Below are 14,096 nucleotides of genomic sequence, written 5' to 3' on the forward strand. Positions count from 1 at the left end.
GCCCCGGGATGCGGGGCTCGGCAGGCTCGCGCGGGCCCTCGATCGGCTCGCGGCGCTCTTGCCCGCGCTCGAGGGCCCGGACGCGGGCGCGGCCGAGGCGGACGCGCTGCGGGCGCTCGCCGTGACGCGGAACCTCGGGCGCGCGCTCCGGGCGAACACGGGCGCGCTTCCGCTCGAAGACATCGCGGGCGCGTCGCAACGCGCGTACGTCGAGGTGCCGCCGATCGAGGTGCAGGGGCTCGGGCTCGAAGCGTGGGTCGCGGCGGGCGGCGTTTCGGGGGTGACGGCGTACGTGGCCGTGCTCGGCGAAGATCGTGTCCTCGCGCGGACGCTGCTCACGAAGGGAAAGCCAGCGCAACCCGCGGATCTTCGCACCTGGGCGGAGGGGCTCGCGGCCGGGCCCGCGTTCGCGCAGAGCGGCATCACGATGCGGGATCTCGCGCGGGGTCGGTTCGCGCTCTCCGGCGCGCGGATCGCGCTCTCGCATGGGCGCCTCTCGGGCAGCCGCGCGACGAGCGTGGCGCTGCGGCCGGCGCTGCCGCCGGGCGACGCCCGCCTCGCGCGGCACGTCCTCGCGGGTCCAAAGGACGCGGCGCGGCTCGCGCGGGGCCTCGACTTCGACGCGCTCGGCCGCCCGCCGCGCTCCTCGCCGATCGTGCTCCTGCCCGTGCAGCGATTGTCCCCGAGCGACTTCGATCACGCGACCCAGGAGCTCTCGCTCCGCCTGCGCGTCTCCGCGGGCGTGGAGATCCGGACCTCGCTCTCGTTCCGGGAGGAGCGCGCGCTCCTGTTCGACAACCTCGAGGTGCTGAGCCGCGCCGCGAGGCCGCCGCGTTTCCTCTGCGTCCGCCTCGCCCGCGAAGGAGGCGCGCTCGTGATCGAGCCGATCTCGGCCATGCTCGCCGACGGCTCCACGCTCGATCTCACGCTCGACGTCGTGGATCCCACGCTCGAGGTGACGTTGTGATCGCGGAGCGGCTCGCGCGGCAGGCGCGCGCGGCGATCGAGGAGCTCGCCGCGGCCGGCGCGCTCGAACGCACGGAACATCGGGCCCTCACGTTCCGTCGGCTCGCGGCGGACGCGCAGGCGATCGGGCTCTTCGACCTCGCGACGCGGCTCGAAGCCGTGGCCCTTTCGCTCGACGCGCAAGCGGGGCTCGGGCCGCGGCCGAACGCGGCGCTCGCCGAGGCGCTGCTCGCGTCGTACGACCGGATCGAAGCGCTCTCCACGAGGCTCGCGCGCTCCGGGCTGCTCGCCGCGTTCGGGGCCGACGACGACGACGAGGAGGCGCCGTGATCGATCCTGCGCACGATCCCGATCCGGAGGCCGTGTTCCTCGTGCGCCTGCGCTCCCTCGTCTCGGCCGTGCGTGTCATCGAGGTCCGCGCGGAGGCCTGGCCTGCGCGCCGTGTCGTCGAGCAGCACGAGGGGTACCTCGTCGAGGACGCGCTTCTTTTGCGGAGGGAGCCTCGCCAGGAGGTCCCCTTCCCGCTTCGCCTTCACGGCGAGCGCCCCGAGGACGAGGCCCATCACGAACGCGTGCGCCGCGCGAGCCGGGTGTTCCTCCGCGCCGAGGCGCTCGTGGAGGCGCGCCCTCGCCGCGCGGAGCAGACGTTCCAGGCGCTCGAAGCGCTCTTCGAGGAGATCGGCCCCGACGCCGCGGCCGCGATGTGGCTCGAAGCCGCGCGGGCCTTCCTCGCGCTCGGCGACGAGGAGCACGCGTCCCGCGCGCTCGGCCGCCTCGCCCGGCTCGCGCGGCGCGCGCCCGTCTCCGCGGCGCTCCTCGTCGCTGTCGTGTCCTCGCCCCGCCACGGAACGCTCCTGCCCAGCGAGCTCGTGGACGTCGCGGCCGAGCGCGCAGGGCCCGACGCGGGGTTGTCGCTGCGCCTCGGCGTGTTGCGGCGTCGGCTCGAAGTTGGCCGCGACGTGCCCCCGGGGACGATGGCGGCGCTGACGAACGCGGCGCGGGCCGCAGCGGATCCCGCCGCGGCCGCGACCCGGATCGACGCGGCCCTCCTCGGTTGTTTTGGCCTCCTGGGCACGTGGGCGCCCGCGGGCGAGGCCTCGCTCGTGCGCGCGCGGCTCCAGGCGCTCTGGATGCACGCGTATGCGTCGGGGGACCACGGCCTCCGCGTGCGCAACGACCTCGCCGCCGCGCTCCGCGCCACGCTTGGCGACCTCGACGCGGCGCACCTCGCCGCCGTGCTCGACGTGCTCGTCCCTGCGAGCCCGAGTGACGACACCTCGCTCCTCCTCGACGTCACGCGGGGCCTGCTCGGCGCGCTCGCGCGCGAGAACGATTCGTCCGCCGAGACCACGTGCATGCGAGCCCTGCTTCACCTCGCCGACATCGCCCCGGCGAACCTCTACGTTCACGCGGACGAGATCGGCCGTGCACTCGCAGACGCCTTCAACAAGCCCGCGTCGCGCCCGCTGCTCGCCGCGCTCCTCGCCGATCTCGATGCCGCCGCAGGCCATGTAGATCCTTCCCGCCTGCTCTCCGAAGCGCTCGATCGAGGCGCAGGCGCCCGCCTCGCGCCGGCCGAGGCGGACCCGCCCCCACGCTCGGGCACACGCACGAACCGCGTCCGCGCCCTCGCGCGATGGCTGCCCGCGCCCCTCGTCGCCACGACCCTCGCCGCGCTCGCCGTATCCGCCGAGGAGGCCGCGTCGGCAGCGGTCGCCGCCGCGCCCGCGCTCGCCTTCGTCTGGGCGCTCCGTCTCCTCGGCCTCGCGCAGGACGAGCGCACCGCCCCCGATCTCGCCGAGGACACGCTCTCCCTCGCCGAAGCCCTCACCGAGCGCCTCGACCCTCGCCTCGTCACGCCGAGCGCCGTCGCCGCCGCGGATCCAACCCTCCACCTCGCGCACCCCGATCCCGCCGCGCTCCTCCGCGGCGTCGCCCTCACGCGTGCTTCCCTCGCCGATCGTGACGCCCTCCGCCCCGAGCGCTGGCCCGCGCCCGCGCTCCCTGGCCTCTCCGATCCACGCGACGCGCGGTTCGTCCTCCTCGCGTGGTCGCTCGCGACGCTCGACGCGCGCGAGGCCGGCACCCATCACCTCGCCTTCGCGCGGATCGCCGACGCGACGCCCCTCGTGCGCGCCGGCGCCGGCCGCCTCTCGCCCTCGCCGCTCGCCTTGCGGGGCGTCTCTTCCTCGCTCGCGCGCCTCACCACGACGAACCTGCTCCGCATCCCCACCGCGGACGAGCCCTCCCTCCGCGACGTCGTCCTCCTCTGCGCCCCGCGTGAGCTCGCCGAAGCGTTCGCCCGCGACGTCGGCGTCTCCCCGCGCCTGCTCGCCGAGGCCCCTGCACCCGTGCCGACGAGCCTCGATCCCGCATCGCCCCTCGTCCCTCGTGATCTCTCCCTCCCCGACCTCGATCCCGCGCGCCCGCTCGCCGCCCTCTTCCCGCGACGAACCTCCCGCGCGCCCGCGCCCGTCCCCGCGCGTGATCCCGCGCTGCCGCTCTCGCCCGTGATCGCCGGCCACGTCGTCTCCATCGGGCCCCGCGGCGAGCTCGTCGTCACCCCCGAAGGCGCCTCGTCCCCGCTCCGCCGCGTCCCTTCGGCCGTACGCAAAGACGAACGCTACCGCGCGCTCGTCCGCGGCCGCCGCGCCGAACGCGCTCGCAGGTACGAGGCCACGCGGCTGCTCGAAGACCGCATGATCAGCGCCACGCCCCTCCGGGCAGACGAGCTCGCGTGGCTCCTCGACGATCCGCTCCACGCCTCGCTCCTCGGGCACCTCGTCGTCACCACGCGCCCCCGCGATCCCGGGCCTCCGCGTGATCTCGCGCTCCTCTGGTCCTGGGAGCGCGCGCGGGGCCTCGGCGTCGTCCCGCTCGACTACGACGCGCGCTGGATCGGCTGGACCGACGTCGAGATCGTCCACCCGGCCCGCTTGCCCGACGTGACCCCGTGGCGCGCGCTGCTCGACGATCTCGGCGTCAAACAGGCGCTCCCCCAGCTCTTCCGGGATCTGCGCGGCGTCCCCGACGAAGAGCTCGACAGCACCGAGAGCCACGTCCTCGCGCGTCGCCTCGTTGACGCCGCCGCCCTCCGGCGCGCGCTCGCAGACGAGGGCTTTTGCACCGGGCCGGGGCTCGCCACACGTACGTTCGTGCATTCACCGTCCGACCCAAACGTCTCGGCGTGGTTCGATCCCGGCCGTCCGCCCTGGCCACGCGACGCCGCGTACTCGGGCGCCTTTGGCTTTTGCGATCCGAACGGCGTCGCTCTCCCGTTCTCCTCCGTCCCCAGGCCTCTCGTTTGTGAGGCGCGGGCCAGCATCGACCGCGCCCTTGCGCGTGCCGCGCCGCGCGCGAGATAGTCTCGGTCTTGCGCAGTCGCCTCACCGCCTCGATCCTCGGACGGAGCTCTCCGTCGCGCGCATCGCTCGAAGCCGAGCTCCGCGCCGCCGGCTTCGTGCTGCTCCCGAACGAGGCCCCCGCGGAGATCGACGCGCCGTCCCTCTGCGTCGTCCTCGACCTCGAAGGCGACGATCCCGCCGCCGCCCTCGACGCCTGCCGCGCGGCACGCGCGCGTGAAAGCACCACCGCCCTCGCGGCGGCGACCGAACGTGACGGGGACGCGCACCTCCGCGCGCTCGTGGATGCGGGCGCCGACGAGCTCTTCGTCCTGCCGCACGACGCGCCGCGCCTCGGCCCGCGCCTCGCCGCGATCCGCCGCCGCATCGAGACGACCGAGCGCATCCTCGACGAGAAACGCGACGTCGAGCGAAGGCACGAGCACCTCTACGAGCACGCGCCCATCATCCTGCACTCGATCGACGCCGAAGGCCGCCTCGTCAGCGTCAGCGACGGCTGGCTCGACGCGCTCGGCTACGATCGCGCCGAGGTCCTCGGCCGCCGCTCCGTCGACTTCATGACCGAGGCCTCCCGCGCGCATGCCCTCGCGCGAATCCCCGAGCTCTTCCGGCGCGGCGTCGGCCGCAACAGCCGGTACGAGTTCGTGCGCAAGGACGGGAGCCTCCTCGAGGTCGTGATGACCGTGCTCGTCGAGCGCGACGCCGCGGGCAAGATCCTCCGCACGTTCGCGGTCTCGACCGACCTCAGCGAGATCCGCGAGGCCGAGCGGGCCCTCGCGCAGGCGAACGACGAGCTCCACACCCTGCTCTCCGCGTTCCCCGACAACATCTTCCGCGTGACCGAGGACGGCATCATCCTCCAAGCGCACTTCGGCAGGCTCCAGCGGCGGCGCAGCGTCGAGTCGCTGCCTGCGCTCGTCGGCAAGAACCTCGCCGAGATCCTCCAGCCGCTGCGGACGCCAGAGGTCCTCGACGCCATCACGAAGGTCCGCGGGACGACCGACATCGCCGCGCTCGACTACGAGACGCGGGGGACCGACGGAGCCCCCATGTTTCGAGAGATCCGCATCGCCGCCCTGCCCCACGGCGAGGCGCTGATCCTGAGCCGCGACGTGACGGATCTGCGCCAGTCCGAGGCGCTCCTGCGCGAACACGAGGCGCGCCTCCACGCGCTGCTCGACCACGCCCCCGTGGTCCTGTGGGCGGTCGAGCGCGACGGCACCATCACGTTCGCCGAGGGCAAGGGCCTCGCGCACCTGGGCTTTCAGCCGGGCGAGCTCGTCGGGACCTCCGTCTACAACCTTCCGAGCGACCCTGGAGGTTCGCCGCAGGTGGACGAGCCCCTCGCGGGCCGGACCTACAAGGGCGAGATCCCGGTGGGGGGCGTCTGGTTCGAGCACGCCTCCTGGCCCCTCCGCGACCCCTCGGGCGAGGTCATCGGCGCGATCGGCGTCTCCACCGACATCACCGAGCGGCGCCGCGTCGAGCGCGCGCTGCGCGACAGCGAGCAGCTCGCGCAGGCCGTCTTCGAGAACGCCCCCGTGGGCATCCAGATCTTCGGCCCCGACGGCCTCTCCCTGCGGATGAACGAGGCGCACCGCAGGCAGCTCGGCCTCGCCAGCACGACCTTCGGCGTCGGCAAGTTCAACGCGCTCACCGATCCCCTCCACGTCGAGACCGGCATGGATGTGTGCTTCGCGCGCGCCTACGCGGGCGAGGTCGTCGAGATGCACGGGCAGGACGTGAACCTCGACGTCTACGGCAGCGCCTGGAGCAGCTCGCGCGCGCGCCTCGTCTTCGACACCATCCTCTTCCCCCTGCGCGACGGCGACGAGACGCGCGCCGTCGTCGCCTTCTGCCGCGACGTCACCGAGCGCAGGCACGCCGAGGCGCGCCTGCTCCTCGCCGATCGCCTCGCCTCCCTCGGCACGATGGCCGCCGGCGTGGCCCACGAGATCAACAACCCCCTCTCGTTCGTCCTCGCGAACCTGGAGTTCGTCGCGGGCGCCCTGCGCACGCTCCCTCCCGACGCCGCCACATACGAGGCCGCCACGCAGGCCCTCGACGAGGCCCTCGAAGGCGCGCGCCGCATGCGCGCGATCGTGCGCGACATGGGCACCTTCTCCCGCGCCGACGGCGAGCCCGCCGAATGCGGCCCCATCGACGTGCACGGGGTCCTCGACAAGGCCATCCGCATGACCCACCACGCCCTGCGCCACCGCACGCGCGTCACGCGCGCGTACGGCGACGTGCCCGCGGTCCTCGGCAACGAACCGCGGCTCGGCCAGGTCTTCGTCAACCTGCTCGCCAACGCCGCGCAGGCCATGCCCGATCGCCCCGAGTCGGAGAACGAGATCCGCCTCGTCACCCGATCCCTCGACCGCCGCGTCGTCATCGAGATCGTGGACAACGGCGTCGGCATCCCGCTCGAGCTCGTCTCGCGCATCTTCGATCCGTTCTTCACGACGAAGCCCGTCGGCGAGGGCATGGGCCTCGGCCTCTCGGTTTGTCACAGCATCGTCACCGCCCTCGGCGGCGAGCTCTCCGTCGAGAGCACGACCGGCGCGGGCTCGACGTTCCGCGTGATCCTCCCGGCCGCCGATCCCGCGAAGAACCCGCGCGAAGGCCTCCGCCCCGCGGGGCGCGGCGACAGGCCCCGTGTCCTCTTCGTCGACGACGAGCCCTACGTCTGCGCGGCCGTTCGTCGCGTGCTCGGCCGCGACATGGATCTCGTCTGCGCCTCCGGCTCCGAGGAGGCGCTCGAGCTCGTCCGCGGCGGGGCGCGCTTCGACGTCGTCCTTTGTGATCTCATGATGCCGGGCACGAGCGGCGTCGCGCTCTACACCTCCCTGCTCGCGCTCGATCCCGCGCTCGATCGGCGCGTCGGCTTCTTGACCGGAGGCGCCTGCACGGACGAGGTCCGCTCGTTCGTCGGGGATGTCGCGGATCGTCTCCTCTACAAACCGTTCGAGTCCGAAGCATTTCGCGCGCTCGTCTTCGCGCTCGCCTCGGGGAGCATGCCCCCGAGGCCGGTGGGCTAGCGTCACGACGCGAACGGGCGCCGCCCCGGCGACGCCCCTCGGCCGTAGGCTCCCGCCGAGGCCAGGCATGTTTTATGGACCGGGCCGATGGCGTCTCGTCTCGACCTCGTCCCGGGAGAATGGAGAGGCCCGCAGCACTGGACATCCTCCCCAGCCGGCCTCTTCCTGGCGCTCGGCACGGTCGGCGGCACGGTCGTGCTGCGCGAGAGCCTTGCGCCCTTCCTCGGCGCGACCTCGCCCATGCTCGTGTTCGTCCTGCCGGTGACCATCTGCGCCGCGGCGGGAGGGTTCTGGCTGGGCCTCCTCGCCACGCTCCTCGCGCTCGGCGCGGGCACCTTCTTCTTCCTCGAGCCCGTCCACGCGATCGCGTTGACGACCGCCGCCGACCTCGTCCGGCTCCTCCTCTTCTGCTTCATCGGCGTCGCCATCAGCGCCGTGAGCGGCCGCATGCACCGCGAGGTCGAGCGCAGCCGCGAGGCCGAGCGCATCCTCGCCGAGCGCGCGCAGGCGAGCGCCACGAACGCCGAGCATTTCCGCACCCTGCTCGCCTCCCCCACCCTCGGCGTCGCCTCCTTCCGCGGCGACGCGATCATCGAGGCGAACGACGCCTTCCTCGATCTTCTTGGTTTGAGCTCCCATGAATTCGCCGCGCGCCAAGGCAAGCTCACGTGGCGCGAGCTCACGCCCCGCGAGCACCGCAGCGCCGACGAGCTCGCCGGCCGACAGCTCCGGACGACGGGGTCTTGCGCGCCCTACGAGAAGGAGTTCTTCCGCAAAGACGGCAGCCGTGCCCCGGCCTTGATCGGCGGCGCCGTCCTGCTCGGCCGCGAAGGGCGCGACCTCACCGGCATGTTCTACGTCGTGGATCTCTCGCGCCTCCGCCGCGCCGAGCAGGCCCTGCGCGAGAGCGACGCCCGCCTCCGGCTCGCGCTCGACGCGGCCCGCGCGGGCTCGTGGGCCTGGGACACGGGGACGGACCACCTCGTCTGGTCCGAGCGCAACTTCGAGCTCTACGGCGTCGATCCGAAATACGTCCCGACGATCGAACGATGGATCGAGGCCATCCACCCGGAGGATCGCGAGCGCATCCTGGACGAGTCCGACCGCATCCTCGCGAGCCGCGCCGAGCACTTCCGCCTGGAGCTCCGCGTCGCCGCCCACCCCACGCCCGAGGCCCGCTGGATCGCCATCCTCGGCCAGGTCCACCGCGACGAGCGTGGCCACGTCGTGCGCGCCGCGGGCTTGACGCTCGACATCACCGACCACCGCAACATCGAGGAGGCCGAGCGCAACGCCCGCGCCGAGGCCGAGCGAACGAGCCGCCTCAAGGACGAGTTCGTCGCGACGCTCTCGCACGAGCTGCGCACGCCCCTCACCGCCGTCCTCGGCTGGGCGCAGTTCTTGAAACGCTCGCCCCGCAGCGGCGACAAACTCGATCGAGGCCTCGAGGTCATCGAGCGCAACGCCCGCGCCCTCGCCCAGCTCGTCTCCGATCTCCTCGACGTGAGCCGCATCGTCACCGGCAAGATCCACCTCGACGTCGCGCCCTTTGATCTCGGCGCCGTCGTCGCCTCCGCGGTCGAGACCGTGCGCCCCTCCGCCGAACAGAAGGGCGTCACGCTCGACCTCCACGTCGCGCCGATCGGCGAGCCGCTCCTCGGCGACGGCGCCCGCATCGAGCAGCTCCTCTGGAACCTCCTTTCGAACGCCATCAAGTTCTCGCCCGCGGGCGGCCACGTCGAGGTCACGGTGCGCCCGCAGCGGGGCCGCGCCGTCCTCGTCGTCCGCGACTTCGGCCAGGGCATCGCGCCCGCGTTCTTGCCGCACATCTTCGAGCGCTTCCGCCAGGAGGACGCCTCCTCATCGCGGCGCCACGGCGGGCTCGGCCTCGGCCTCTCCATCGTCAAGCACATCACCGATCTCCACGGCGGCCGTGTGTCTGCCGAGAGCGCGGGCCCGGGGCACGGCGCGACGTTCACCGTCGAGCTGCCGCTCCCCTCCGACAGCCGCGGCACGGCCGCTCGCCACGCCGCGCCCGCGTCCCTGCGACGCGCCGGCTGATCGACCTTCGCCTCGGCCGGGATCTGGTACGTTCGCGCCGATGGCCGAAGCGCCTCCCCGCCCCGAAGGCGAGCCCCCGCGATCCCTCGTGCGCGCGGTCCTGCCGTTCGTCGTCTCGATCGCCCTCGTCGTGTTCGTCCTCGCCCGCCTCGATCTCCGGGCGTTCCGGGAGCACCTCGCGCGTGTCTCGGCGCCTTCGTTCCTCGCGTTCGCCGCGGTCTTCGTGGTCTCGCTTTGCGCCGCCGACAGCCTGGCGACCGTGCTCGTCTATCGCAGATCCGTCGCGCCCATTCGATTTCGTGATTTTTTCATCCTCCGCGGCGCCTCGTACCTGCCCTCCCTCCTGAACCACCACGTCGGCCAGGCGTTCATCACCGTCGCCCTCTCCCGGATCCACGGCGTCCCCCTCGCGCGCGTCGCCGGCGCCACGCTGCTCGTCTATGCGTCCTGGATGGGCTCGATCCTGGGCCTCGCGTGTATCGCCATTCTGCTCGGGGACAAGCCTCTCGTTTGGCTCGCCCTCCCCCTCGGCGCGGGCCTTCTTTACCTCGCCCTCCTCGCGATCCGCCCGGCGAGGCTCGCCTCTCTTCGCCTCCTTGCGCCGCTCTTCGAGGCGGGCGTGCGTGGGCACCTGTGGGCCCTCCTCGCGCGCCTGCCGCACCTCGTCGTGCTTTTCCTCGGCACGTGGATTCCCTTCTGGTTTTTTGGCGTGAAGATCCCCCCGGCGAGCGCGTTTGCCTTCCTTCCCATTCTGATGGTCGCCGTCACCTTGCCCCTCACGCCGCAGGGGTTTGGAACGCGGGACGTCCTCGCCGCCACGTTGCTCGAACCCTTCGCGGCGTTTCCGACGCAGGGCGAGCGCCTCGCGGCCATCGCGGCGTCGACCACCGCGTGGGGCGTGGCCATCACGCTCGTCGAAATCGTCTTCGCGCTCGTGCTCTTCCGCTTCCAGACGCCGATGCCCGCGTCGCCGAATCCCCCCGGCGCACCGGCGGTCATCGAGACCGAGCGCTGAATTACCCGAGGCTCGGCCAGCTCCGCGGCGCCCGGAATTTCCGTTCGAATCGCGGCCCGTCGCGCCGGACGATCCTGCCGGCCAGATCGGCCCGCGACACCATCCCCACCGCCTCCCGGATCATCGAGATCCGCGCCGGATCGAATCCCATTTCCTCCGCGGCCGTCGCGTCCACGATCCCCGGATCGAACCCGCCCACGAGCGTCCCCGCGAAGACCGGCGTCGCCCCGAGCGGCCCTTCGCCCTCGCCCGCCACGATGCCGTCCACGAGCGCGAGGTACCGCCGCACGGGCTGGTCCCGCAAAACGCCGTCGCGATCGACGAAAAAGAGGATCCGGTTCAGGTCCAGGATGGTCCGCCAGAGCGTATCGTTGCCCTCCCAGCTCCCATCGATCACCTTCGACGGCGCTCCGACCCGGGCGAGGCGCGCGACCAGCGAATGGTCACCGGGCAGCGGAAACCGCGAGAACTTGTCCTCGATCCGCTCCGCCAAGCTCCGCGGACGATCGAACTCGTCGCCTCCGACGGACGGGTCCCCGGCCGTGAAATGCGGGAGCCAGTATTTTTCGTTCGTGAATCCGATGACGCTCTTCAAGGCCAGCGTGACGCCGGTCTTTTTGTGCGTCTTCATCTTCGGCAGGTTGAGCACCACGTCCGCGTCGAGCACCGTGCGCGGCAGGCTGTATTCGTGTCTCCCGCCCGTGTGGTGCGGGACCGGCGTCTCGTAATGGCTGCGGTGGAACCGGAGCCGCTCGCCCGGCGGCGCAGAGCGAAGCGCGAACGCGCTCCGATCGCCGAGATCCACCACCCGATACCCGCGCGGATCCCCCGGGAGCCTCGTGCGGACGAGCAGGCCGAGGTTGTACGAGAGGCCCCCGCGCCGCACGTCGTCGAGCGCGAAGTACGGCGCCACCCGGAAATAACGCAGGTCCACGAAATCGACGTCCGCGCCGCCCCGGCGCAGGTGATCGATCACCGCGAAGATCCCGAGCGGCCCCGCGACCTTCTCGATCTCGCAGCCCTCCACGGGCGAATCCACGACCCGCACGTTGCCCCGCGGCCCCGCGGCCCGGAGCGCATAATCGAGGATGGGCCGCAAGAGCGCGCCATGTGTGCTCGAAGCCCATAACTTTTCTCCCGTGATCTTCTCGTGCAGGTTCTTCGACGAGACGAGGTTGGGCTTGACGATCACCCGATCGCCCGGCCGGATCAAATCGCCGAGCGGGTTCCATTCCGGCGTCCCGGCTCGCGCTGCGTCGAGCCCGAGCTCCCGGAAGAGCGCCTCCACCATGGCGTACACCGGGTTCGGCGGATCAAAGGGCGGCACGCCGCCCGCGGCGTACGTCGTCCCCGGGCGGGAGACGATCGCGACCGAGGACCCCTGCGTCATGCGCGATCCCCGCGGCCCACGCTCGGCCGCACCGAGGCGGAGCTCCCCTGGAAATCGATCCCGAGCTTCGACACGGCCGCGACGCGCTTGCCCGTGCGCACCATCGCCACCTCGTCCACGAAATCGACCGTGATCCGCAGATCCTCGCCGAGCACCTCGCGGAACTTCGTGAGCACCTCGTCGAGCACGTCGTCCGAGAAACGCCCGCCCTTCACGACCCGGAACGTGATCGCCCCGAGCGCCTCCTGCACCACCTGGAACTGCTTGATCGCGTGATCGTATTCCTTCAGGTAATGCGCGAAGAACGTCCCCGGTACGAATCTACCGTCCGTGCCCTGGATGATCGATTGCACGCGCCCCTCGATCGCCCCGATCCGCGGCGCGCCCCGGCCGCACGTGCAAGGCGCGAGCGGATCCATGGCTTCCGCGAGGTCCCCGATGCGATAGCGGATGAACGGCATGCACATGTTCGTGAGATCGGTAATGACGACCTCGCCGATCTCCCCGGGCTTCGCGGGCTCGCCGCCCTTCAGGATCTCGACGATGTATCCCTCGGCGACCACGTGGTGCCCCGCGTGCGCCTCGCATTCGTAGGCGATGCCCGAGAACTCGCGGCTGCCGTATTTGTCGAACACCGCGCACCCGAACGCCTGCTCGATCACGCGCCGGCTCGGCAGGGGGAGCGTCTGCGCGCTCGACATCACGGCCCGCGGCCGCACCGAGAGGTTGCCGTGCGCCTGGAGATACCGCGCCAGGAAATCGAGCGCCTCGGCATATCCGTCGAGCAAGACGGGCTCCGCCTCCGCGATCGTGCGGACCATCGCGGCCAGGTTCTTCTCGCTCATCTCGAAGACCGGCACGAACGTCCGCTTCGACAGAATCGCGTCCGCGCGCTCCTTCCGGACCTGGCTCTTCGACATGCCGATCGTCTGGTGCCAGAGCCGCACGCAAGGATCGCCGAATCGATACCCCGTCCACTCCTGGGCCCGGAGCGTCGCCGCCCAGCGCAATTCGAGCTGCACGCGGTCGGCGTAACAGATGAACGGCTCGCCGGTCGAACCACTCGTCGCGATCCGCTGGACCTGCGACTTGTCGTGGTTCTCCGACATGATGTCGAAGTAGAGGTGCTTGCGAATGTCGGCCTTCGTGAGGAGCGGCAATTTGTGCAAGTCCGCCTGCCCCCGCACGTCCTCGGGCCGAAGCCCGCGCTCCTGCATGCGGGCGCGGTAATACGGCACGTTGCGGTAGGCGTGCCGGACGAGGCGCCGGAGCTTCTCGTCCTGGAGCTCACGCGTCTCCGTGATCCCGAGCCATTGCGTCTTGCAGAGCGTCTCGTAGGCATGCTCGACGTCCCGCGTGATCATCCAGTGCGTGCGGTCGAATGCCGCGAGGTACGCCCGCCAGCGCATCTCCTGCACGGGCGTCCGCGGCGGCGTCCGATCCGCCACTGGGTGCCGCCGCAAGAACTGGTGCGCGATGTCCGGCGGCGGGCGGCTCACGCGGTACTCCCACGCCGCCTTCCCGATATCGACGAACGAGAGCACGCTCGCGCGCACGGCCGTCTTTTCGAGGAAGCTCGTCCCCTGCCGCCGCTGCTCGAAGATCGTCTCGATCTCCTTGTACGAATACCCCTTCGCGTGCGCGGCGACCATGATGAACGATTGCCAATAAAAATACGTGCCGCGGTACGTGAGCAGGTCGAGCATCACCTCGCGGGCGCACATGACGAACCCGCTCTTGTTGTCCGAGAGGTCCATCCCGAACACGCCGTTCAAGAGGTGATTGAGCCCGCGGCTCAGGTGGTATCGCTGGTCCTTGCGCCGCCCGACCGCGCTGCGAAACCCCTGCACCACGTCGACGCTGTGGTCGTAGAGCGCGCGCCGCAGCCGCAAGAGATCCTCCGGCTGGTACTGCAAGTCCGCGTCGATCGTCGCGACGAGCTTGCCCCGCGAGGCGCCCACGCCCGTCCGCCACGCCGCCGCGATGCCCCGGTTCTCCGGATGAAAGCAGCCCACGATCCGCCCCGCGGACGCGGCCGAAAGCTCGCGGATCACGCCCGCCGTGCCGTCCTTCGAGCCGTCGTCGACGAGGACGAGCTCCCCGACGAGCCCGCCGACCTCGAAGACACGCAGCACGCGCGCCGCGAGCTCGCGCAGGTTGAGCTCCTCGTTGAGGCAAGGGACGATCACGCTGAGCTCGATCGTCGATTCGGGAGCGGAGAGCGCTTGTTCGGTCATCGGAGAGCGGATCCTCGGCGTTCG

General features: G+C 71.7%; 8 protein-coding genes. 6 read left to right on the forward strand and 2 right to left on the reverse strand.

Annotated elements, in window-relative coordinates; translation table 11 throughout:
- The 6 genes from QHF89_RS22485 to QHF89_RS22510 form a co-directional block, all read left to right on the forward strand.
- Positions 1 to 967, forward strand: a 967-nt coding sequence (locus QHF89_RS22485; RefSeq protein ID WP_284720803.1) for a hypothetical protein, incomplete at its 5' end; no start/stop codon positions are given.
- Entirely contained in the window at positions 964 to 1,296 is a 333-nt protein-coding gene (locus QHF89_RS22490; RefSeq protein ID WP_136968233.1) for a hypothetical protein, read from the forward strand. The genes QHF89_RS22485 and QHF89_RS22490, both read left to right, overlap by 4 nt.
- Entirely contained in the window at positions 1,293 to 4,331 is a 3,039-nt protein-coding gene (locus tag QHF89_RS22495; RefSeq protein WP_136968232.1) for a DUF4132 domain-containing protein, read from the forward strand. Before QHF89_RS22490 ends, QHF89_RS22495 begins: the two co-directional genes overlap by 4 nt.
- 8 nt (positions 4,332 to 4,339) lie before the next feature.
- Positions 4,340 to 7,369 carry a PAS domain S-box protein gene (locus QHF89_RS22500; protein ID WP_136968231.1) on the forward strand — a complete coding sequence of 1,010 codons (3,030 nt, stop codon included), beginning with the start codon at positions 4,340 to 4,342 and terminating at the stop codon, positions 7,367 to 7,369.
- Between the two features lie 87 nt (positions 7,370 to 7,456).
- Complete coding sequence (locus tag QHF89_RS22505) at positions 7,457 to 9,430, forward strand: ATP-binding protein (protein WP_136968230.1); 1,974 nt, start codon at positions 7,457 to 7,459, stop codon at positions 9,428 to 9,430.
- Between the two features lie 40 nt (positions 9,431 to 9,470).
- Complete coding sequence (locus QHF89_RS22510; RefSeq protein WP_136968229.1) at positions 9,471 to 10,445, forward strand: lysylphosphatidylglycerol synthase domain-containing protein; 975 nt, start codon at positions 9,471 to 9,473, stop codon at positions 10,443 to 10,445.
- A gap of 1 nt (position 10,446) precedes the next feature.
- Here the strand turns inward: QHF89_RS22510 and QHF89_RS22515 are convergent, their stop codons facing one another.
- The gene (locus QHF89_RS22515; RefSeq protein WP_136968228.1) at positions 10,447 to 11,835 is read right to left on the reverse strand and encodes a DUF362 domain-containing protein; all 1,389 of its coding nucleotides are present in this window, start codon (positions 11,833 to 11,835) and stop codon (positions 10,447 to 10,449) included.
- Positions 11,832 to 14,072 carry a glycosyltransferase gene (locus QHF89_RS22520; protein ID WP_136968227.1) on the reverse strand — a complete coding sequence of 747 codons (2,241 nt, stop codon included), beginning with the start codon at positions 14,070 to 14,072 and terminating at the stop codon, positions 11,832 to 11,834. Before QHF89_RS22520 ends, QHF89_RS22515 begins: the two co-directional genes overlap by 4 nt.
- Positions 14,073 to 14,096: the final 24 nt, after the last annotated feature.

The organism is Polyangium sorediatum, from assembly GCF_029946465.1.
GTDB lineage: Bacteria > Myxococcota_A > Polyangia > Polyangiales > Polyangiaceae > Polyangium > Polyangium fumosum.

Excerpts from the sequence above, each read along its gene's own strand:
- QHF89_RS22505 (WP_136968230.1), top strand. The coding sequence starts at position 7,457 with ATGGCGTCTCGTCTCGACCTCGTCCCGGGAGAATGGAGAGGCCCGCAG.
- QHF89_RS22520 (WP_136968227.1), bottom strand. The coding sequence starts at position 14,072 with ATGACCGAACAAGCGCTCTCCGCTCCCGAATCGACGATCGAGCTCAGC.
- QHF89_RS22515 (WP_136968228.1), bottom strand. The coding sequence starts at position 11,835 with ATGACGCAGGGGTCCTCGGTCGCGATCGTCTCCCGCCCGGGGACGACG.
- QHF89_RS22510 (WP_136968229.1), top strand. The coding sequence starts at position 9,471 with ATGGCCGAAGCGCCTCCCCGCCCCGAAGGCGAGCCCCCGCGATCCCTC.